Raw genomic sequence first — 18,231 nt, 5'->3', positions numbered from 1 at the left:
CCCCCCCCCCCCCCCCCCCGGCGCGCCGGCCCCCGATCCCCCCGTCCGGACGGGTGCGCGACGCCGGTTCCGCAGCCCCGTGTCGGCGGTGCCCGCGCCGCGCCCCTTCCGTGGCCCCCACTCTTCCGCCCCGGCGGTCCCCGGCCCATCCGCGCGCCTACTCATCCGGAGCCCTGAGTACCCGTACTCAGGGCCCGCGCGCGGCGGCCCCGCTCCCCGGCGCGAGGGGCGCGACCGGCGCCGACCGGCGCGGCCGGGGCTCTCGGCAGGGGCCTGCGGCGGGGCCTATAGAGTCCCCGGCATGGCACGGATTGCGGTGATCGGCGCCGGGATGGGCGCCATGGCGGCGGCCGCCCGGTTGGCTGTGGCGGGCCACCGGGTGACGGTGTACGAGCGGACGGGGACGTACGGCGGCGCGGTGCGCCGGTTCGCGCGGGACGGCTTCGGCTTCGACACCGGTCCCGGGCTGCTGCACCTGCCCGCCGTCTACCGGGACCTGTTCGTCAAGACCGGCAAGGAGCCGCTGGAGCGGTGCGTCGAGCTGACGCAGGTCGACCCGGCGAGCCGGCACGTCTTCGCGGACGGCACGGCCGTGTCGCTGCCGAACGCGTCGCGGGCCGGGGTCGTCGCGGCCCTGGACGACGCCCTCGGGCGGGGCGCGGGCGAACGGTGGGCGGCGTTCCTGAACCGGGCGCGCGACGCGTGGGACCGCTCGCGGCGACCGCTGCTGGAGGAGCCGCTCCCGGCCGACGTGGCGCCGTTCTCCCGCGACCCGTACCCGGCGCCGAGGACGGGACTGCTGCGCCGGACCGCGGCGAACCTCGCCGAGGTGGGCCGCCGGGAGCTGGGGGACGCGCGGCTGGCCGCGCTGCTGGAGGGGTACGCGCTGGCGTACGGCCTGGACCCGGCGACCGCTCCCCCGTCGGCGGCGGTCCTGCCGTACATGGAGCAGACCTTCGGCACCTGGTACGTGCGCGGCGGCCTGCGGGCGCTGGCGGACGCGGTGTACGAGCGGTGCCTCGCGCGGCGGGTCGAGTTCGTCTTCGGCGCCGGGGTGACCGGCGTGGTGGAGGAGGACGGGCGCGCCGCCGGGGTGGAGCTGGCGGACGGGAGGGTCGTGGACGCCGACCACGTGGTCGCGGGGGCGCCCGTGCCGGCGCTGTACCGGGACCACGTGGTGGCCTGGGAGCGGCAGGACGCGTGGCCGCGCTTCCAGACCGGGGTGGCGACGGGGCGGGTGACCGTGTGCCTGGCGCTGCGCGGCGCGCGGGAGGAGGGCGCGGCGCACCGCACGGTGGTGCACTCCGCGGATCCGGCCGGGGAGCGGGCGGCCCTCGCGGGCGGCGGGCCGCCGTGCGAGCGGCCGACCGTGGTGGTGCTGCGGCCCGGTGACGCGGAGCTGCGGCCGGACGGCGACCACGAGGCGGTCACGGTGACGGCGACGGTCCCGGCGGGCGACAACCCGCGGGCACCGGGCGACCCGTGGGGCGCGGCGGAGGCCGTGGAGGCGTTCGCGGACCGGATGGTGGAGGCGGCCGGGGCGGCGGTGCCGGGGCTTCGGGAGCGGCTGCTGTGGCGCGAGGTCCGCACGCCGGTCCACACCGGGGAGGAGACCGGCAGCCGGCGCGTGCCCGGCCCCGCACTGGCGGGCGGGGGCGGCGCCCACCTGCCGGCGGCCAACCCCGCGCCGCTGCCGGGCCTGTACTTCGCCGGCGGCTGGTCCCACCCGGGCGGCGGGCTGGCGCACGCCGGGATGTCGGGGGCGCTGGTCGCGGGGCTGATCGTGGAGGGCGCGGACTTCCGCGGCTCGCGGTAGCCGGCCGCGGCGGCCCCGCCCGCCCCGCCCGCCGGTCGTTGACCGTCGGCCGTCGGCCGTCGGGAGGGGGCGGGGCCGGGCCCCGGCGGCTCAGTAGTGGTGCCGCCGGCCGTCCTGGTCGTAGCCGTACGGGGAGGGGGGCTCCTGCGGGGGCGGCGGGAACTGCTGCGACCCGTCCCGCTGGGGCGGCACCCACACGCCGCCGGGCGGGGTGTCCGTGGCGTACTGCTGCGCGTAGGGGTCGGCGGCGTACGGCTGCCCGTACGCGTCGTGGGCGTCGTGCGGCTGGGCGGCGGTGGCCGTTCCGGCGTACGGGTCCGCGTAGACGGCGTACTGCTCCTGGCCGCCCGCACCGTGGTCGTGGACGGGGGCGTACGCGCCCGGGTCGTACACCGGGTGGTCGCCGTACGCGTCCGGGTGGCCCGCGGCGGACGGGCCGGGGGCGGCGGGCTGCCGCAGGCCGTCCGTCCCCTCCGTGCCGTGCGTGTCGTCCGTGCCGTACGCGCCGTCCGTGCCGTAGATCCCGTAGCCGCCGGTGTCGTCGGGCAGCGGCAGCGGCTCGTGGACGGGCGGGGCGCCCGGCACCGGCGGGGCCTGCGGCTCGTCGTACGCGAGCTCGGTGACCTCCAGGGCGGGGCCGCGGTCCTGCGGCTGCCCGGCGGTCCTGCGGCGGCGGCTGGCGCCGGGCCTGCCGCCGAGCGCCCACCCGGTGGAGAAGCCGCGCAGGAACGACAGCGTGACGCAGGTCTGGCCGACGCCGAAGGCCGCGGCACCGGCGATGATCAGGACGATCGACGACACGACGACGCCGGCGACGACGCCGAGGAAGCCGAAGAAGGCCAGCAGGCGCCAGCGCAGCCGCGCCTTGTACTGCAGGAGCACCTCGCCGAGAAGCCAGAGCGCGACGACGCCGAACGCGATGTAGAGGACCGTCCACCAGCTCCAGTCCATGCCCGCCCCTCTCCTTCGGCCGCCGCCTCGGGACGTGACGGGTACGGCCGGTCAGGACTGCGGGTGCAGTCCGAGATTCTCGTAGATCTCGAGTGTCGCCGTGGAGTTGTTCAGCGTGATGAAGTGCAGTCCGGGCACGCCTTCGGACAGCAGCCGCGCACAGAACTCCGTCGCGAACTCGATGCCCAAGGAGCGTACAGCGGCGGCGTCGTCCTTGACCGCGAGGATCCGCTCTTCGACGGCCGCGGGGAAACGCGCGTTGCTCAACTGCGGCAGCCGGTCCAGTTGCCGGACGGCCGTGACCGGCATGACCTCGGGGATGATCGGCGTGTCGCAGCCCGCGGCGGCGAGCCGGTCGCGCAGGCGCAGGTAGCTCTCGGGGTCGAAGAACATCTGCGTGATCGCGTAGTCGGCGCCGGCCCGGCACTTGTCGACGAAGTGGCGGACGTCCGTGTCCCAGTCGGGGGACCGGGGGTGCATCTCGGGGAAGGCGGCGACGCCCACGCAGAAGTCGCCGGCCTCCTTGATCAGCCGGACGAGGTCGGCCGCGTAGTGCAGCCCCTGCGGGTGCGGGACCCACTCGCCCATCGGGTCACCGGGCGGGTCGCCGCGCAGGGCGAGGATGTTGCGGATGCCGGCGTCGGCGAACTGGCCCACCATGTTGCGCAGTTCGGCGACCGAGTGGTCCACGGCCGTCAGGTGGGCGACCGGCGTGAGCGTCGTGTCGGAGGCGATCTGCTCGGTGGCCTTGACGGTCCCGGCACGGGTGGACCCGCCGGCCCCGTACGTCACGGAGACGAAGCTCGGGGCCACCGCCTCCACCCGGCGCAGCGCGTTCCAGAGGTTCCGCTCGCCCTTCTCGGTCTTGGGCGCCCAGAACTCGAAGGAGTACGTGGTGCCGTTCGCGAGCAGATCGCGCACCGTACGCGCGCGATCCGACCTGGTGGAGGGGGTGCCAAGGGCCATACGGGCAGGTTAGCCACCCGAAGAGGGGTCACCCAACCAGAGCAGCGGGTTTCATGTCTTTTGCCGGAATCTTGTCCACGGGGCGGACGGAACCGGGCTCAGGACCCCGGGCGCGGGCACCGCCGTCCCGGCCCGCGGACCCGGCCCCCGGCGGGACCGGGTCACCCGGCCGCCACGGGGGGCGCGTCGGCGGCGCGCTCGCGTATCCGGCGGGCCAGGTCGGCCGCGGCGGCGGCCGGGTCGTCCGCCTCGGTGACGGCGCGGACGACGACGACGCGGCGGGCGCCGGCGTCCAGGACCTCGTCGAGGTTGCCCGCGTCGATGCCGCCGATCGCGAACCAGGGGCGGTCCTGGCCGAGGGAGGCCGCGTACCGCACGAGGCCGAGGCCCGGCGCGTGCCGTCCCGGCTTGGTGGGCGTGGGCCAGCAGGGGCCCGTGCAGAAGTAGTCCACGCCGGGCTCGGCGACGGCCGCGTCGACCTCCGCCTCCGCGTGGGTGGACCGGCCTATCAGCACCCCGTCGCCGAGGATCGCGCGGGCGGCCGGGACCGGCAGGTCGCCCTGGCCGAGGTGCAGGACGTCGGAGGCGGCGGCGTGCGCCACGTCGGCCCGGTCGTTCACGGCCAGCAGCCTGCCGTGCCGGCGGCAGGCGTCGGCGAACACGGCGAGGTGCTCCAGCTCCTCGCCGGCCTCCATGCCCTTGTCGCGCAACTGCACGATGTCGACCCCGGCGGCGAGGACCGCGTCGAGGAACTCCGGGAGGTCGCCCTGGCGCTTGCGGGCGTCCGTGCACAGGTACAGCCTCGCGTCGGACAGGGCCGCGCGGGTGCTGGTGGACATGAGGTGTTCCCCCCGGGTCGGTGCGGCGGCGCGCGGCCGGGGCCTTCGGGGCCCGGGTCCGCGCGCCGCCCGGTGTCGGTGCGGTGGCTTTCGGTCTCAGACGGCGAGCGCCTGGGCGCGGCGCTTCACCTCCGTGCCGCGGTTCTCCGCCAGGGCCTGCGCGGGCGTGCCCGGCAGGGACGGGTCCGGCGTGAAGAGCCACTCCAGCATTTCCTCGTCGGTGAAGCCGTCGTCCCTCAGCAGCGTCAGGGTGCCGGAGAGGCCCTTGACGACCTTGCCGTCCTTGATGAAGGCGGCGGGCACCTGCAGCGCCCGGTTCTCACCGCGGCGCACGGCGATCAGCTGGCCCTCCTTGACGAGCTGGCGCACCCGCGTCACTTCGACGCCGAGCAGCTCGGCGATGTCGGGGAGGTACAGCCAGGCAGGGACGAGCGCGTCGATCTTCGTGTCAATCTCGGTCACACGACAAGCCTGCCATCCCGCGCTGACAGCCGGTAGCCGGGCCCGCCGTCCGGGCCACGGCCCGTGTCGCCCACGGGCCCCGGCCGCCTCCGTCAGGCGCGGACCGCGGACTTCAGCGGCACCGCCGGATCCGCGACCAGCTCCGGGTCGACCGGTGTGCCGGCCTCGATGAGCCGCCGGCCCTGCGCCAGGTCGCGCGGCCGGCCCACCGCGAGCAGCGCCACCAGGACGCCGTCCCGCAGCCACGCCAGGGACCACGCCGGGTCGGCGGGGTCGCCGCGCCGGACGGTCGTGTCGGCGGACGCGTGGTGTCCGGCGTACTGCACGAAGCGGCCGAACTGCTCGGACCAGAAGTACGGCACCGGGTCGTACGGCCGGGGTTCCCCGCCCACGACGGCGGCGGCGACCGTGCGCGGCCCCTGCAGGGCGTTGTCCCAGTGGTGGACGAGGAGCCGCGCCCCGTAGCGGGCCGAGGGGAAGGAGGCGCAGTCGCCGACCGCGTACACGTCCGGCACGGAGGTGCGCAGGTGGTCGTCGGCGACGATCGAGCCGTCCGGGCCCAGCGCCACGCCGGAGCCGCGGAGCCAGCCGGTCGCGGGCCGCGCGCCGATGCCCACGACGACGGCTCCGGCGGGCAGGACGCGGCCGTCCGCGAGGACGACCCGGCCGGGCTCGATCCGCTCCACGCGCGCGTGGGTCAGCAGTTCGACGCCGTTCTCCCCGTACCAGGCGGCCATCGGCTCGGCGGCCTCGGCCGGCAGCGCGCCGGCGAGGGGCCGCCCGGCGGCCTCGACGACGGTGACCGCGCACCCCGCCTCCCGGGCGGTGGTGGCGACCTCGGCGCCGATCCAGCCGGCGCCGACGACCACCACGTCGTGCTGCCCGGCGAGGACCGGGCGCAGCCGCTCGGCGTCGTCCAGGGTGCGCAGGAGGTGGACGCCGGGGACGCCCTCGGAGCCGGGCAGCGCCACGGGGGCGGCGCCGGTCGCGACGACCAGCACGTCGTACGGGACGGGGCCGGCCTCCGTGTCGACCTCGTGGTCGCCGGGGCGCAGCCCGGTCACCTCGACGCCGAGGCGCAGCTCGACACCGAGCGACTCGAAGTCCACTTCGAAGGCGGAGCCCTCGGCCGTGCCGAGCAGGTACGCCTTGGACAGCGGCGGCCTGTCGTACGGCTGGTGGGGTTCGGCGCCCAGGAGCAGCACCGACCCGGTGAACCCCTGCTCGCGCAGGGCGACGGCGGTCTGCACCCCGGCCATCCCGGCCCCGACGACGACCACGCGCCGCCCGTCCGCGGAACCGGTTTCGGCCGCGTGCCCCTGCTGCTGTCCCGGGAGCCGCTGCCCCGGCTGCTCGTGCTGCTGCTCGCTCACGCGATCACCTTACGCAGCGGCCGTGCCGTCAGGAAGCCGCTTCCGCCGGGGATCCGCCGCTGATCCGCCGGAGCGCGGCGGCCGGGCCCGGGCTCCCTTACCGGGGTTCGGGGCGTGGGGTTAGTCTGGCCACGCCAGAACATCGCGGGAGCCCGGCGCACCGGGCTGAGAGGGAGGCTGGGCGGCCTCCGACCGTACGAACCTGATCCGGGTCATGCCGGCGAAGGGAGGGGCTGGACGCCCATGCCACGGAGTACGTCGGACGTCCTCGTCATCGGGGGCGGGATCATCGGCCTGGTCACGGCCTGGCGGGCGGCGCAGCGCGGGCTGCGCACCGCCGTGGCGGACCCGGAGCCGGGCGGCGGCGCCGCCCGGGTGGCGGCGGGGATGCTCGCCGCGGTCACGGAGCTGCACTACGGCGAGGAGACGCTCCTCGGCCTCAACGTGGCCTCCGCGGAGCGCTACCCGGACTTCGTCGCCGAGCTGGAGGAGGCGACCGGCCTGGACGTCGGCTTCCGCACGAGCGGCACGCTCGCCGTGGCGCTGGACGCCGACGACCGGGCCCACCTGCGGGAGCTGCACGCGCTGCAGCGGCGGTGCGGGCTCGCCTCGGAGTGGCTGTCGGGACGGGAGTGCCGGCGCCTGGAGCCGATGCTGGCGCCCTGCGTGCGCGGCGGGCTGCGCGTGGACGGCGACCACCAGGTCGACCCGCGGCGGCTGTCGGCGGCGCTGGTGCTGGCCTGCGAGCGGGCCGGGGTGGTCTTCCACCGCGCGTGGGCCGACCGGCTGTCGGTGGTGCGGGGCCGGGCGGCGGGCGCGGTCCTCTCGGACGGCGCGGAGCCGGTGGCGGACCAGGTGGTGCTGGCGGCGGGGAGCCTGAGCGGCCGGCTGGGCGGCGTACCGGAGGAGGTGCTGCCGCCGGTGCGCCCGGTGAAGGGGCAGGTGCTGCGGCTGTCGGTGCCGGAGGCGTACGCGCCGTTCCTGAGCCGGACGGTGCGGGCGGTCGTCCGGGGCGGCCACGTGTACCTGGTGCCGCGCGAGAACGGCGAGCTGGTCGTCGGCGCGACGAGCGAGGAGATGGGCTGGGACACCACGGTCACCGCGGGCGGGGTGTACGAGCTGCTGCGCGACGCCCACGAGCTGGTGCCGGGCATCACCGAGCTGCCGCTCACCGAGACCCGCGCCGGGCTGCGGCCCGGCTCGCCCGACAACGCGCCGCTGCTGGGCCCGTCCGCGCTGCCGGGCCTGCACCTGGCGACCGGCCACCACCGCAACGGCGTGCTGCTGACCCCGGTCACCGGGGACGTGATGGCCGCCGTGCTGACGACCGGGGAGCTGCCCGAGGTCGCCCGCGCGTTCACGCCCGCCCGATTCGCCCCCGTAGGAGTGTCATGACGAACCAGGTACGCGCCGCCGTCACCGTCTCGGTGAACGGCGAGCCCCGCGAGCTCACCGCCCCGGTCACCCTCGACGCGCTGGTGGCCACGTTGACCACGGCCCCCTCCGGGGTGGCCGCGGCGGTCAACGAGACGGTCGTCCCGCGCGGCGGGTGGGCGTCCACCGTCCTCGCCGACGGCGACCGGGTCGAGGTCCTCACCGCGGTGCAGGGGGGCTGAGCCGTGGCCGACGACCGCCTCACCATCGCCGGGACCTCCTTCGACTCCCGGCTGATCATGGGCACGGGCGGGGCCCCGAGCCTCGACGTGCTGGAGCGGGCCCTCGTGGCGAGCGGCACGCAGCTGACGACCGTCGCGATGCGGCGCATCGACCCGACCGTCCACGGCTCGGTGCTGTCCGTGCTGGACAGGCTGGGCATCCGCGTCCTGCCGAACACGGCCGGGTGCTTCACGGCGGGCGAGGCCGTGCTGACGGCCCGCCTCGCGCGCGAAGCGCTCGGTACGGACTGGGTGAAGCTGGAGGTCGTGGCGGACGAGCGGACGCTGCTGCCCGACCCGGTCGAGCTGCTGGACGCCGCGGAGACGCTGGTCGACGACGGTTTCACGGTGCTGCCGTACACCAACGACGACCCGATCCTGGCGCGGAGGCTGGAGGAGGCGGGCTGTGCGGCGATCATGCCGCTGGGGTCGCCCATCGGGTCGGGGCTCGGCATCCGCAACCCGCACAACTTCCAGTTGATCGTGGAGCACGCGCGCGTGCCGGTGATCCTGGACGCGGGCGCGGGGACGGCGTCGGACGCGGCGCTGGCGATGGAGCTGGGCTGCGCCGCGGTGATGCTGGCGTCGGCGGTGACCCGGGCCCAGGAGCCGGTGCTGATGGCGGAGGCGATGCGGCACGCCGTGGAGGCGGGGCGGCTCGCCCACCGGGCCGGCCGCATCCCGCGCCGCCACTTCGCGCACGCCTCCTCCCCCGTCGAGGGCCGCGCCGTCCTCGACCCGGAGCGGCCCGCCTTCTGAGCGGTGCGGCGCGCCCGTGACGGGTGCGCCGCACCGCGGGCCGGTCGTGTACGGGGCGACGGGCGGGTCCGCCGGGGCTCGTAGACTCGGGCGGGTGGACACAACCCTTCACGACCCGCTCGTCGGCCGGCTGCTCGACGGCCGCTACCGGGTCGACGCGCGCGTCGCCGTCGGTGGCATGGCCACGGTGTACCGGGCGGTCGACACCCGCCTCGACCGTGACCTCGCCCTGAAGGTGATGCACCCGTCGCTGGCGGCCGACGCGTCGTTCGTGGAGCGGTTCATCCGCGAGGCCAAGTCCGTGGCGCGGCTCTCCCACCCGAACGTGGTCGGCGTCTTCGACCAGGGCGCGGACGGACCGTACGTGTACCTGGCGATGGAGTACGTCGCCGGCTGCACGCTGCGCGACGTGCTCCGCGAGCGCGGGGCGCTGTCCCCGCGGGCGGCGCTGGACGTCCTGGAGCCGGTGCTCGCCGCGCTCGGGGCGGCGCACCGGGCCGGGTTCGTCCACCGGGACATGAAGCCGGAGAACGTCCTGGTCGGCGACGACGGCCGGGTCAAGGTCGCCGACTTCGGCCTCGTCCGGGCGGTCGGCACGGCCACCCACACGACCGGCTCCGTCCTGGGCACCGTGTCGTACCTGGCGCCCGAGCAGATCGAGCACGGCACCGCCGACACCCGCACCGACGTGTACGCCTGCGGGGTCGTCCTGTACGAGATGCTGACCGGCGGCAAGCCGCACGGCGGGGACACCCCCGCCCAGGTCCTCTACCGGCACCTGAACCACGACGTCCCGGCCCCCTCGGCCGCCGCCCCCGGCCTCGCGCCCGAGCTGGACGCGCTCGTGGCCGCCGCCACGGCGCGGGACGCCGCCGCGCGCCCGCGCGACGCCGTGGCGCTGCTCTCCCTGACCCGCGCCGCCCGGGCCGCGCTCGGCGACGCGCAACTGGACCTGGTGCCGCCGGGCGCGCGCGGCGAGGACCGCGCGGACGCGGTGCGGCGGGGGGCGGAGGCCGGGCCCGAGGACGTGACGAGCGTCATCCCCCGCCCGCTGCCCCCGGCCGGGGGCGCGGAGCGCACGAGCCGGCTGGAGGTGCCGCCGCAGTCCGGTACGCGGCCGCAGCCGCGCCCCGCGGCGCCCGCCGAACCTGCCGGGCGCCGCCGCGGCGCCCCGGTCCCGGCCGCCGGTCCGCGGCGGGGCGCCGCCGCGGTCCTGGCGGCCGTGCTGCTGGTCCTCGGGCTCGGCGCCGGCGTCTGGTACATCAACTCGGGCCAGTTCACCCACGTCCCGACCACCGGGGTGCTCGGCAAGACCCGGGCGGACGCCGAGCGGCGGCTCGCGGACGAGGGCCTCGACGTCGGCTCGACGCGCGAGGAGTTCAGCAGCGCGTACGAGCGGGGCACGGTCATGGCCACGGACCCGGCGCCCGGCGAGCGCATCCGCGGCAACGACTCGGTGGACCTCGTCATCTCGCGCGGCCCGGAGATCGTGAAGGTGCCGGAACTGAAGGGCCGGCCGCTGGCCGCCGCGAAGGAGCAGTTGCGCCGGGCGGGGCTCGCGGCGGGCGTCGTCACCGAGGAGTTCGACGGCGAGGTGGCGAAGGGCTCGGTCATCGACAGCGACCCGCCGGCCGGCACCGAGCGGTCGCCGGACGCCGCCGTGGCGCTGGTCGTCAGCAAGGGCGTCCCCATCGACGTCCCGGCCGCCGTCGGACGGCCGCTGGAGGAGGCCCGCGACGCGCTGACGGACGCCGGGTTCAGGGTGGAGGTCGCCGAGGAGCGCGTCCACGCCCCGCACCCCGCCGGCGCGGTCGCCGCCCAGTCCCTCCCGGCGGGCGCCCGCGCAGCCGAGGGCGAGACCGTGACGCTCACGCTCTCCAAGGGCCCGCGCAAGGTCCCCGTACCGGACGTGACGGGCGAGAACGTCGAGGACGCCACGCGGAAGCTGGAGGCGGCGGGCTTCGAGGTGAAGGTCGAGAGGTCGTTCCCGTACCTCGGCGACACCGTCGACGCCCAGTCCGTGCCCGGCGGCCGCACCGCCCCCGAGGGCAGCACGATCACCATCAAGACCAAGGGAATCTGACCCCCCATGCTCCCCCGAGTCCTCGACCCCGCCCGCCCGGGGCGGTCGCTCCGCCCCGTCGGCGGCCACGTCCCCGTGGCCGGCGGCCTGGCCACCACCGGTCTCGCCGCCGCCCGCGCGATCGGCGCCGAGGCCGTCCAGGTCTTCGTCGCCAACCCGCGCGGCTGGGCCACCCCGGCCGGCAACCCGGCGCAGGACGAGATGTTCCGCGACCGGTGCGCCGCCGAGGACATACCCGTGTACGTCCACGCCCCGTACCTGATCAACTTCGGCTCGCACACCGAGGCCACCGTCGAGCGGTCGGTGGAGTCCCTGCGCCACTCGCTGCGCCGGGCCCGCGCCATCGGCGCCCTGGGCGTCGTCGTCCACACCGGCTCGGCGACGGGCGGGCGGCCCCGCGCGGAGGCGCTCGCGCAGGTACGGGAGCGGATGCTGCCGCTGCTGGACGAGCTCACCCATGACGACGACCCGTTCCTGCTGCTGGAGTCGACGGCCGGGCAGGGCTCGTCGCTCTGCTCGCGGACCTGGGACTTCGGGCCGTACTTCGAGGCGCTCGACGCCCACCCCAAGCTCGGCGTCTGCCTGGACACCTGCCACGTCTTCGCCGCCGGTCACGACCTGACCGGGGCCAACGGGATGCGCAAGACGCTGGACCTGCTGGTGGAGACGGTCGGCGAGGGGCGGCTGAAGCTGATCCACGCCAACGACTCCCAGGAGGCGGTCGGGGCCCACCGGGACCGGCACGCCAACATCGGCGCCGGTCACATCGGCGAGGAGCCCTTCCGGGAGCTGATGCGCCACCCCGCCACGGAGGGCGTGCCGCTGGTCATCGAGACGCCGGGCGGCAAGGAGCGGCACGCCGAGGACGTGGCACGGCTGAAGTCCCTGCGGGCGACGCCCCGGCCCTGACCTCGATCCCTACCCCCCGGGGTACGCGGCTCCGGGGCGGCCGGCCGGGCCGGGTCCCGGGGTCAGAGCTCCGGGCCGTCGCCCGGCTCCTCCTGGTACGAGTAGCGCTGCTCGGCCCACGGGTCGCCGATGTTGTGGTAGCCGCGCTCCTCCCAGAAACCGCGGCGGTCGGCGGTCATGTACTCGACGCCGCGGACCCATTTGGGGCCCTTCCAGGCGTACAGGTGGGGCACGATCAGCCGGAGCGGGAAGCCGTGCTCCGCGGTGAGCAGCTCGCCGTCCTTGTGGGTGGCGAAGATGGCGTGCTCGGAGGCGAAGTCCGACAGCCGCATGTTGGCGCTGAAGCCGTATTCGGCCCACACCATCACGTGGCTGACGTCGGGGGCCGGCGGCGCCAGCTCCAGCACCGTGCGCGCGGGCACGCCCCCCCATTCGGCCCCGACCATGCTGAATTTCGTGACGCAGTGCAGATCGGCGACGACGGTGGAGAACGGGAGCGCGGTGAACTCCTCGTGGTTCCAGCAGTGCTTCCCGCCGTCCGCCGTGGCTCCGAAGACGCGGAACTCCCAGCGCTCGGGCCGGAACTTGGGGACGGGCCCGTAGTGGGTGACCGGCCAACCGCGTTGCAGGCGCTGTCCCGGCGGAAGCGCGGACTCCCTTGCCGCCCGGTGTTCTCCGCTCTCCGGCTGACCCATGCCTCAATGGTGACAGACCGGGAGGGGTGGTGACGACCGGGTCCGGGATCGAATCGGGCAAGTCCTACTAAGCCTCCACTTACTGGACGGCCCCCTCTCGTGGTGCGAGGATGCGCGCATCCCGCCCCTTCACACACGCGGAAGGAGCCTCTGCGATGCAGGGCGACCCCGAGGTCATCGAGTTCCTCAACGAGCAGCTCACCGCCGAACTGACCGCCATCAACCAGTACTTCCTGCACGCGAAGATGCAGGAGAACTTCGGGTGGACGAAGCTCGCGAAGTACACCCGCGCGGAGTCCTTCGACGAGATGAAGCACGCCGAGGTGCTCACGGACCGGATCCTCTTCCTGGAGGGCCTGCCCAACTACCAGCGGCTGTTCCACGTCCGCGTGGGCCAGACGGTGACGGAGATGTTCCACGCGGACCGCGAGGTCGAGGTCGAGGCGATCGATCGGCTGCGGCGCGGCATCGAGGTGATGCGCAACAAGGGCGACATCACCTCGGCCAACATCTTCGAGTCGATCCTCGCCGACGAGGAGCACCACATCGACTACCTGGACACGCAGCTGGAGCTGGTGCAGAAGCTCGGCGAGTCGCTGTACCTGGCGACCGTCGTCGAGCAGCCGGAGGGCTAGGCCGCGAGGAGCCGGGACCCCGGGCGGGGCTCAGGCGACCTTGGAGAGGTCCTGGAGCGCGCTGGACGGCGCCGCGGGGGCCGGCGGCGCGGACAGCTCGGAGAGGGCCGGCTCGCCCTGGTCCAGCAGCCGGCGCCGCGGGCAGGCGCCCCGGCCGAGAAGGGCCTGGATGCGCCGTACGCAGGAGCCGCAGTCGGTGCCCGCCTTGCAGGCCGAGGCGATCTGGCGCGGGGTGCAGGCCCCGGCGTCCGCGTGTTCCTTGACCTGCTTCTCGGTGATGCCGAAGCACGAGCACACGTACACGCGGGTCACCTCCCTGCAGGTCACGAGCCGACGCCCCCCGTTTGTTCGGTGAGGCTTACCTAACCTTACTCATAGGGTGCGGCGCGCGAAAGCCCGGGGCGTCCCCGGAAAAGGCGGTGGGGCGCGGATCACACGGATCCACGCCCCACGCACGTGCCACGGCTGTTTCCAGCCGGGATCAGCGGTCCTCGCTCACTGGTCCCGGTACATCTCCGCCACCAGGAACGCGAGGTCGAGCGACTGGCTGCGGTTGAGCCGCGGGTCGCAGGCCGTCTCGTACCGCTGGTGCAGGTCGTCGACGAAGATCTCGTCGCCGCCGCCCACGCACTCGGTGACGTCGTCGCCGGTCAGCTCGACGTGGATGCCGCCCGGGTGCGTACCGAGCGCCTTGTGGACCTCGAAGAAGCCCTTGACCTCGTCCAGGACGTCGTCGAAGCGGCGCGTCTTGTGGCCGGAGGCCGCCTCGAAGGTGTTGCCGTGCATCGGGTCGGTGACCCAGGCGACGACCGCGCCCGAGGCCGTGACCTTCTCGACCAGCCCCGGGAGCCGGTCGCGGACCTTGTCGGCGCCCATGCGGACGATGAAGGTCAGCCGGCCCGGCTCGCGCTCCGGGTCCAGGCGGTCGATGTAGGTGAGCGCCTCGTCGACCGTCGTGGTCGGGCCGAGCTTGATGCCGATCGGGTTGCGGATCTTGGACGCGAACTCGATGTGCGCGTGGTCCAGCTGCCGCGTGCGCTCGCCGATCCACAGCATGTGGCCCGACGTGTCGTACAGGTCGCCGGTCCGCGAGTCGATCCGGGTCAGCGCCGACTCGTAGTCGAGGAGCAGCGCCTCGTGGGAGGCGAAGAACTCGACCGTGCGGAACTCGGCCGGGTCCGTGCCGCACGCCTTCATGAAGTTGAGGGCGTTGTCGATCTCGCGGGCCAACTGCTCGTACCGCTGGCCGGACGGGGACGACTTCACGAAGTCCTGGTTCCAGGCGTGCACCTGGCGCAGGTCGGCGTAGCCGCCGGTGGTGAAGGCGCGGACCAGGTTCAGCGTCGAGGCGGACGCCTGGTACATGCGCTTCAGCCGCTGCGGGTCGGGGACGCGGGCCTCTTCGGTGAAGTCGAAGCCGTTGACGGAGTCGCCGCGGTACGTCGGCAGGGTCACCCCGTCGCGGGTCTCGGTGGGCTTGGAGCGCGGCTTCGAGTACTGGCCGGCGATCCGGCCCACCTTCACGACGGGCACGGAGGCGGCGTACGTCAGCACGGCGCCCATCTGGAGGAGGGTCTTCAGCTTGGCCCGGATGTCCTCGGCGCCCACGGCGTCGAAGGACTCCGCGCAGTCGCCGCCCTGGAGGAGGAACGCCTCGCCCCGGGCGACGGCCCCCATCCGGGCGCGCAGCTGGTCGCACTCTCCGGCGAAGACGAGCGGCGGATACGACTCGAGGTCGGCGATCACATCGCGCAGAGCCTCGGCATCCGGGTACTCGGGCTGCTGCGCCGCGGGCAGGTCTCGCCAGGTCGCCTTGGCGGCGACGGCGTGGGTGTCAGCGTTCACGGTCACCTCGACAACATTACGCGCTCCGGACAGGCGTCCACATACGGGATCAGAAAGTGAGACGGCCCCTTCCTCCGGCCGCGGCGCGGCGCCGGGCGGCGGTCCGTCCCGCTTCCCGCAACGGCCTGCGGCGGCCCGGGCGGATGCGCTAGGGTCGGCGCCATGTTCGCGCCGACGACCAAGCACTGGTGGTGGACCGCTCATCCGGCGGCCCGCTGATCGACGCGCGTACACGACACGCGAAGGCCGCCCGAGGGGCGGCCTTCTCTCGTTCTCCGGGCCGTTCCTCCCACACGGAAGGAACACCACGGATGGACCTCGGATACCTGCTCGACCCGAACCGCCCGGCGTTCGCCCTGCTCCGCCGCCGCACGCCCGGCCGCGACCACGACACCGTCGAGGTGCTCGTCGGCGAGGTCCACGAGGTGGAGCGGCTGGCCGACCTGCCCGTCGGGGAGCGGCCCGCGCTGGCCCTCGTGCCGTTCCGGCAGCTCCGGGAGCGCGGCTTCGACGTCCGCGACGACGGGACGCCGCTGTCCGTCCTGGTCGCCGACGAGACGTACGAGCTGCCGCTCGCCGACGCCCTGGACCAGTTGCCCGCCCACGACGTGCGGGTGGAGGACGGCGGGTTCGACGTGCCGGACGACGCCTACGCGCGGATCGTGCGGCGCGTGATCGACGACGAGATCGGCCGCGGCGAGGGCGCCAACTTCGTCATCCGCCGCACCTACCGCGGGCGCGTGCCGGGCTTCGGCCGGGCGGACGCGCTGGCGCTGTTCCGGCGGCTGCTGGCCGGTGAGCGGGGCGCGTACTGGACGTTCGTCGTCCACACCGGCGACCGCACCCTGGTCGGGGCGAGCCCCGAGGTCCACGTGCGGATGTCCGGCGGCACGGTCGTGATGAACCCGATCAGCGGCACGTACCGCTATCCGGCCGACGGGCCGACCCCGGAGGACCTGCTGACGTTCCTCGCCAGCCGCAAGGAGACCGACGAGCTGTCGATGGTCGTCGACGAGGAGCTGAAGATGATGTGCGCCGTCGGCGACATGGGCGGTGTCGTGGTCGGGCCCCGGCTGAAGGAGATGGCGCACCTCGCCCACACCGAGTACGAGCTGCGCGGGCGGTCGACGCTGGACGTGCGCGAGGTGCTGCGGGAGACGATGTTCGCGGCGACGGTCACCGGGTCGCCGGTGCAGAACGCCTGCCGGGTCATCGAGCGCCACGAGCAGGGCGGACGCGGCTACTACGCGGGCGCGCTCGCGCTGCTCGGCACGGACGCCGGCGGCGCGCAGACGCTGGACTCGCCCATCCTGATCCGCACCGCCGACATCGACGCCGGGGGCCGGCTGCGGGTGCCGGTCGGGGCGACGCTGGTGCGGCACTCCGACCCGGAGGGCGAGGTCGCGGAGACCCACGCCAAGGCGGCGGGCGTGCTGGCGGCGCTCGGGGTGCGCCCGGGGCGGCCGTACGACGGGGCGGCCCCGGTCCCGCGGCTCGCCGACGACCCGCGGGTGCGGGCGGCGCTGGACGCCCGCCGCGCGGACCTGGCGCCGTTCTGGCTGCGGATGCAGGAACGGGCCGCGGAGCGGGCCGGGCACGTCCTCGTGATCGACGGGGAGGACACGTTCACGTCGATGCTGGCGCACCTGCTCGGCTCCTGCGGGCTGGAGGTGACGGTGCGGCGGTTCGACGAGCCGGGGCTGCGGGAGGCCGCGCTGGCGCACGCCGGGCCGGTGGTCCTGGGCCCCGGGCCGGGCGACCCGCGCGACGGCGACCCGAGGATGCTGCTGCTGCGGGGCCTCGCCGCGGAGCTGCTGGGCGGCCCGCACCGCCCGCTGCTCGGCGTCTGCCTGGGCCACGAGCTGATCGCGGCGGAGCTGGGCCTGGAGATCGTGCGGAAGCGGACCCCGTTCCAGGGCGCGCAGGTGGAGGTCGACCTGTTCGGGGCGCGGGAGACGGTCGGCTTCTACAACAGCTTCACCGCCCGCTGCGACGACGCGGCGGCCGGGCGGCTGGCGGCGCGCGGGGTGGAGGTGAGCCGCGACCCGCTGACCGGGGAGGTGCACGCGCTGCGCGGCGACGGCTTCGCCGGGGTGCAGTTCCACCCCGAGTCGGTGCTCACGCTGAACGGCCCCGCGATCGTGCGGGGCCTGCTGGGTCAGCCGGCGGGGACCAGCACGTTCTCGTTGCGGCGGCCCTCGGCGTAGTCGGTGACGTTCCGCAGCGTCGCCTCGACGATCTGCCCCACCGCCTCGGCGGTGTAGTACGCCTGGTGGCTGGTGACCAGCACGTTCGGGAAGGTCATCAGCCGGGCCAGGGTGTCGTCGTCGACGCCCTCGATCGACTTGTCGAGGTAGAACAGCCCGGCCTCCGACTCGTAGACGTCGAGACCGACGCCCGCGAACCGCCCGGCGCGCAGCTCGGCGACGAGGGCGTCGGTGTCGACGAGGCCGCCCCGGCTGGAGTTCACCAGGATGGCGTCGTCCTTCATCGAGGCGAGGGCGGACGCGTCGAGGAGGTGCCGGGTTCCGGACGTCAGCGGGACGTGCAGGCTGACGAGGTCGCAGGAGGCGAGGAGCTCGTCCTTCCCGACGTACTCCATGCCGAGGTCCAGGCAGGCCGGGTTCTCCGCCAGGTCCCAGCCGAGGAGGCGCATGCCGAAGCCGTGCGCGATCCGGGCGAACGCCTCACCGATCTTGCCGGTGCCGAGCACGCCGGCGGTGCGGCCCCGCATGTCGCGGCCGAGGAGGCCGTCGAGGCGGAAGTCGAAGTCGCGGGTGCGGTGGGCGGCGCGGACGATGCGGCGGTTCACCGCCATGGCGAGCGTCCACGCGAACTCGGCGACCGCGTACGGCGAGTAGTACGACACGCGGGCCACGGTCAGCCCGAGGTCGCGGGCGACGTCCAGGTCGATGTTGTTGAAGCCGGTGGAGCGCTGGGCGACCATCCGGGTGCCGCCTTCGGCGAGGACGCGCAGCACGCGGGCGCCGAGGTCGGCGTTGACGCTGGTGGAGACGGCCTCGTGGCCTGCGGCGAGGGGGGCGGTGTCCTCCGTCAGGAAGACGTCCAGGCAGCGGAGGTCGTGGCGGCCCGCGAAGGCGCGCTCCAGGAGGGGCTTCTCGTCGGCCTGCACGCCGAAGGCCAGGACGTCCACGGTGCCTCCCGCTGGTCGGTGCGGTCACCGTGAATATACGGCTCCGCGCCCGCCCCCGCCCTCCCGGCGCGCCCGCCCGGGCCGGGGCG

18 protein-coding genes and 1 riboswitch are annotated in these 18,231 nt (G+C 75.1%); of the genes, 9 read left to right on the top strand and 9 right to left on the bottom strand.

Annotated elements, in window-relative coordinates; translation table 11 throughout:
* Positions 1–301: 301 nt before the first annotated feature.
* A complete protein-coding gene (locus RND61_RS21405; protein WP_315879643.1) occupies positions 302–1,816 on the top strand; it encodes a phytoene desaturase family protein in 1,515 nt (504 codons plus the stop codon).
* Positions 1,817–1,906: 90 nt separating this feature from the next.
* Here the strand turns inward: RND61_RS21405 and RND61_RS21400 are convergent, their stop codons facing one another.
* From RND61_RS21400 to RND61_RS21380, 5 genes are all read right to left on the bottom strand, one after another.
* Positions 1,907–2,767: a hypothetical protein gene (locus RND61_RS21400; RefSeq protein ID WP_315879642.1), complete on the bottom strand. Its 861-nt coding sequence runs from the start codon at positions 2,765–2,767 to the stop codon at positions 1,907–1,909.
* Positions 2,768–2,818: 51 nt separating this feature from the next.
* Positions 2,819–3,733 carry a methylenetetrahydrofolate reductase [NAD(P)H] gene (metF, locus tag RND61_RS21395; RefSeq protein ID WP_315879641.1) on the bottom strand — a complete coding sequence of 305 codons (915 nt, stop codon included), beginning with the start codon at positions 3,731–3,733 and terminating at the stop codon, positions 2,819–2,821.
* Positions 3,734–3,894: 161 nt separating this feature from the next.
* Positions 3,895–4,572: a thiamine phosphate synthase gene (gene thiE / locus RND61_RS21390; RefSeq protein ID WP_315879640.1), complete on the bottom strand. Its 678-nt coding sequence runs from the start codon at positions 4,570–4,572 to the stop codon at positions 3,895–3,897.
* Between the two features lie 96 nt (positions 4,573–4,668).
* Positions 4,669–5,034: an Rv2175c family DNA-binding protein gene (locus tag RND61_RS21385; protein ID WP_315879639.1), complete on the bottom strand. Its 366-nt coding sequence runs from the start codon at positions 5,032–5,034 to the stop codon at positions 4,669–4,671.
* A 92-nt stretch (positions 5,035–5,126) separates the two neighbouring features.
* Positions 5,127–6,314, bottom strand: coding sequence for an NAD(P)/FAD-dependent oxidoreductase (locus tag RND61_RS21380; protein WP_315879649.1), 1,188 nt, complete (start codon positions 6,312–6,314; stop codon positions 5,127–5,129).
* A 227-nt stretch (positions 6,315–6,541) separates the two neighbouring features.
* Positions 6,542–6,653: riboswitch (TPP riboswitch) on the top strand.
* Here RND61_RS21380 and thiO point away from each other — a divergent pair.
* The 5 genes from thiO to RND61_RS21355 all read left to right on the top strand — a co-directional run bounded on the left by thiO (position 6,651) and on the right by RND61_RS21355 (position 11,813).
* Entirely contained in the window at positions 6,651–7,802 is a 1,152-nt protein-coding gene (gene thiO, locus RND61_RS21375; protein WP_315879638.1) for a glycine oxidase ThiO, read from the top strand. Its footprint overlaps the riboswitch before it by 3 nt.
* Entirely contained in the window at positions 7,799–8,023 is a 225-nt protein-coding gene (gene thiS / locus RND61_RS21370; protein WP_315879637.1) for a sulfur carrier protein ThiS, read from the top strand. The genes thiO and thiS overlap by 4 nt, the downstream gene beginning before the upstream one ends.
* 3 nt (positions 8,024–8,026) lie before the next feature.
* Positions 8,027–8,821, top strand: a complete 795-nt coding sequence (locus RND61_RS21365; RefSeq protein WP_315879636.1) for a thiazole synthase — start codon at positions 8,027–8,029, stop codon at positions 8,819–8,821.
* 94 nt (positions 8,822–8,915) lie between these two features.
* Positions 8,916–10,904 carry a Stk1 family PASTA domain-containing Ser/Thr kinase gene (pknB, locus tag RND61_RS21360; RefSeq protein ID WP_315879635.1) on the top strand — a complete coding sequence of 663 codons (1,989 nt, stop codon included), beginning with the start codon at positions 8,916–8,918 and terminating at the stop codon, positions 10,902–10,904.
* A 6-nt stretch (positions 10,905–10,910) separates the two neighbouring features.
* Complete coding sequence (locus tag RND61_RS21355; protein ID WP_315879634.1) at positions 10,911–11,813, top strand: deoxyribonuclease IV; 903 nt, start codon at positions 10,911–10,913, stop codon at positions 11,811–11,813.
* Positions 11,814–11,875: 62 nt separating this feature from the next.
* On the opposite strand, the gene RND61_RS21350 is transcribed toward RND61_RS21355, so the two are convergent.
* On the bottom strand, positions 11,876–12,508 hold the full coding sequence (locus RND61_RS21350; RefSeq protein ID WP_315879633.1) for a sulfite oxidase-like oxidoreductase: 633 nt from the start codon (positions 12,506–12,508) through the stop codon (positions 11,876–11,878).
* Between the two features lie 155 nt (positions 12,509–12,663).
* On the opposite strand from RND61_RS21350, the gene bfr reads away from it, so the two are divergent.
* The gene (bfr, locus tag RND61_RS21345; RefSeq protein WP_315879632.1) at positions 12,664–13,143 is read left to right on the top strand and encodes a bacterioferritin; all 480 of its coding nucleotides are present in this window, start codon (positions 12,664–12,666) and stop codon (positions 13,141–13,143) included.
* Positions 13,144–13,173: 30 nt separating this feature from the next.
* Here bfr and RND61_RS21340 read toward each other — a convergent pair whose 3' ends face one another.
* Both RND61_RS21340 and RND61_RS21335 read right to left on the bottom strand, forming a co-directional pair.
* Positions 13,174–13,455, bottom strand: coding sequence for a (2Fe-2S)-binding protein (locus RND61_RS21340; RefSeq protein WP_315879648.1), 282 nt, complete (start codon positions 13,453–13,455; stop codon positions 13,174–13,176).
* Positions 13,456–13,638: 183 nt separating this feature from the next.
* Positions 13,639–14,994: a class II 3-deoxy-7-phosphoheptulonate synthase gene (locus RND61_RS21335; RefSeq protein WP_315879631.1), complete on the bottom strand. Its 1,356-nt coding sequence runs from the start codon at positions 14,992–14,994 to the stop codon at positions 13,639–13,641.
* A gap of 156 nt (positions 14,995–15,150) precedes the next feature.
* Between RND61_RS21335 and RND61_RS32730 the strand changes: the two genes are divergently transcribed.
* Together RND61_RS32730 and RND61_RS21330 are read left to right on the top strand one after the other, a co-directional pair.
* Positions 15,151–15,207 (top strand): trp operon leader peptide, encoded by a 57-nt coding sequence (locus tag RND61_RS32730; RefSeq protein ID WP_391653854.1) that lies wholly within the window; start codon positions 15,151–15,153, stop codon positions 15,205–15,207.
* A 92-nt stretch (positions 15,208–15,299) separates the two neighbouring features.
* Positions 15,300–17,195, top strand: coding sequence for an anthranilate synthase family protein (locus tag RND61_RS21330; protein WP_315879630.1), 1,896 nt, complete (start codon positions 15,300–15,302; stop codon positions 17,193–17,195).
* Here RND61_RS21330 and RND61_RS21325 read toward each other — a convergent pair.
* Positions 17,147–18,142, bottom strand: a complete 996-nt coding sequence (locus RND61_RS21325) for a 2-hydroxyacid dehydrogenase (protein WP_315879629.1) — start codon at positions 18,140–18,142, stop codon at positions 17,147–17,149. The two genes, RND61_RS21330 and RND61_RS21325, sit on opposite strands and share 49 nt — an antisense overlap.
* Between the last annotated feature and the right edge of the window lie 89 nt (positions 18,143–18,231).

Source organism: Streptomyces tamarix (genome assembly GCF_032423885.1).
GTDB classification, from domain to species: domain Bacteria; phylum Actinomycetota; class Actinomycetes; order Streptomycetales; family Streptomycetaceae; genus Streptomyces; species Streptomyces tamarix.
Note: the sequence above shows the minus strand (reverse complement) of the source record. Positions and strands in the feature narration are given on the sequence as shown.

What these genes read in the sequence shown, in the direction of transcription:
- RND61_RS21405 (WP_315879643.1), top strand. Translation starts at nt 302, where the DNA reads ATGGCACGGATTGCGGTGATCGGCGCCGGGATGGGCGCCATGGCGGCG.
- RND61_RS21400 (WP_315879642.1), bottom strand. Translation starts at nt 2,767, where the DNA reads ATGGACTGGAGCTGGTGGACGGTCCTCTACATCGCGTTCGGCGTCGTC.
- metF (WP_315879641.1), bottom strand. Translation starts at nt 3,733, where the DNA reads ATGGCCCTTGGCACCCCCTCCACCAGGTCGGATCGCGCGCGTACGGTG.
- thiE (WP_315879640.1), bottom strand. Translation starts at nt 4,572, where the DNA reads ATGTCCACCAGCACCCGCGCGGCCCTGTCCGACGCGAGGCTGTACCTG.
- thiO (WP_315879638.1), top strand. Translation starts at nt 6,651, where the DNA reads ATGCCACGGAGTACGTCGGACGTCCTCGTCATCGGGGGCGGGATCATC.
- thiS (WP_315879637.1), top strand. Translation starts at nt 7,799, where the DNA reads ATGACGAACCAGGTACGCGCCGCCGTCACCGTCTCGGTGAACGGCGAG.
- RND61_RS21355 (WP_315879634.1), top strand. Translation starts at nt 10,911, where the DNA reads ATGCTCCCCCGAGTCCTCGACCCCGCCCGCCCGGGGCGGTCGCTCCGC.
- RND61_RS21350 (WP_315879633.1), bottom strand. Translation starts at nt 12,508, where the DNA reads ATGGGTCAGCCGGAGAGCGGAGAACACCGGGCGGCAAGGGAGTCCGCG.
- bfr (WP_315879632.1), top strand. Translation starts at nt 12,664, where the DNA reads ATGCAGGGCGACCCCGAGGTCATCGAGTTCCTCAACGAGCAGCTCACC.
- RND61_RS21330 (WP_315879630.1), top strand. Translation starts at nt 15,300, where the DNA reads ATGGACCTCGGATACCTGCTCGACCCGAACCGCCCGGCGTTCGCCCTG.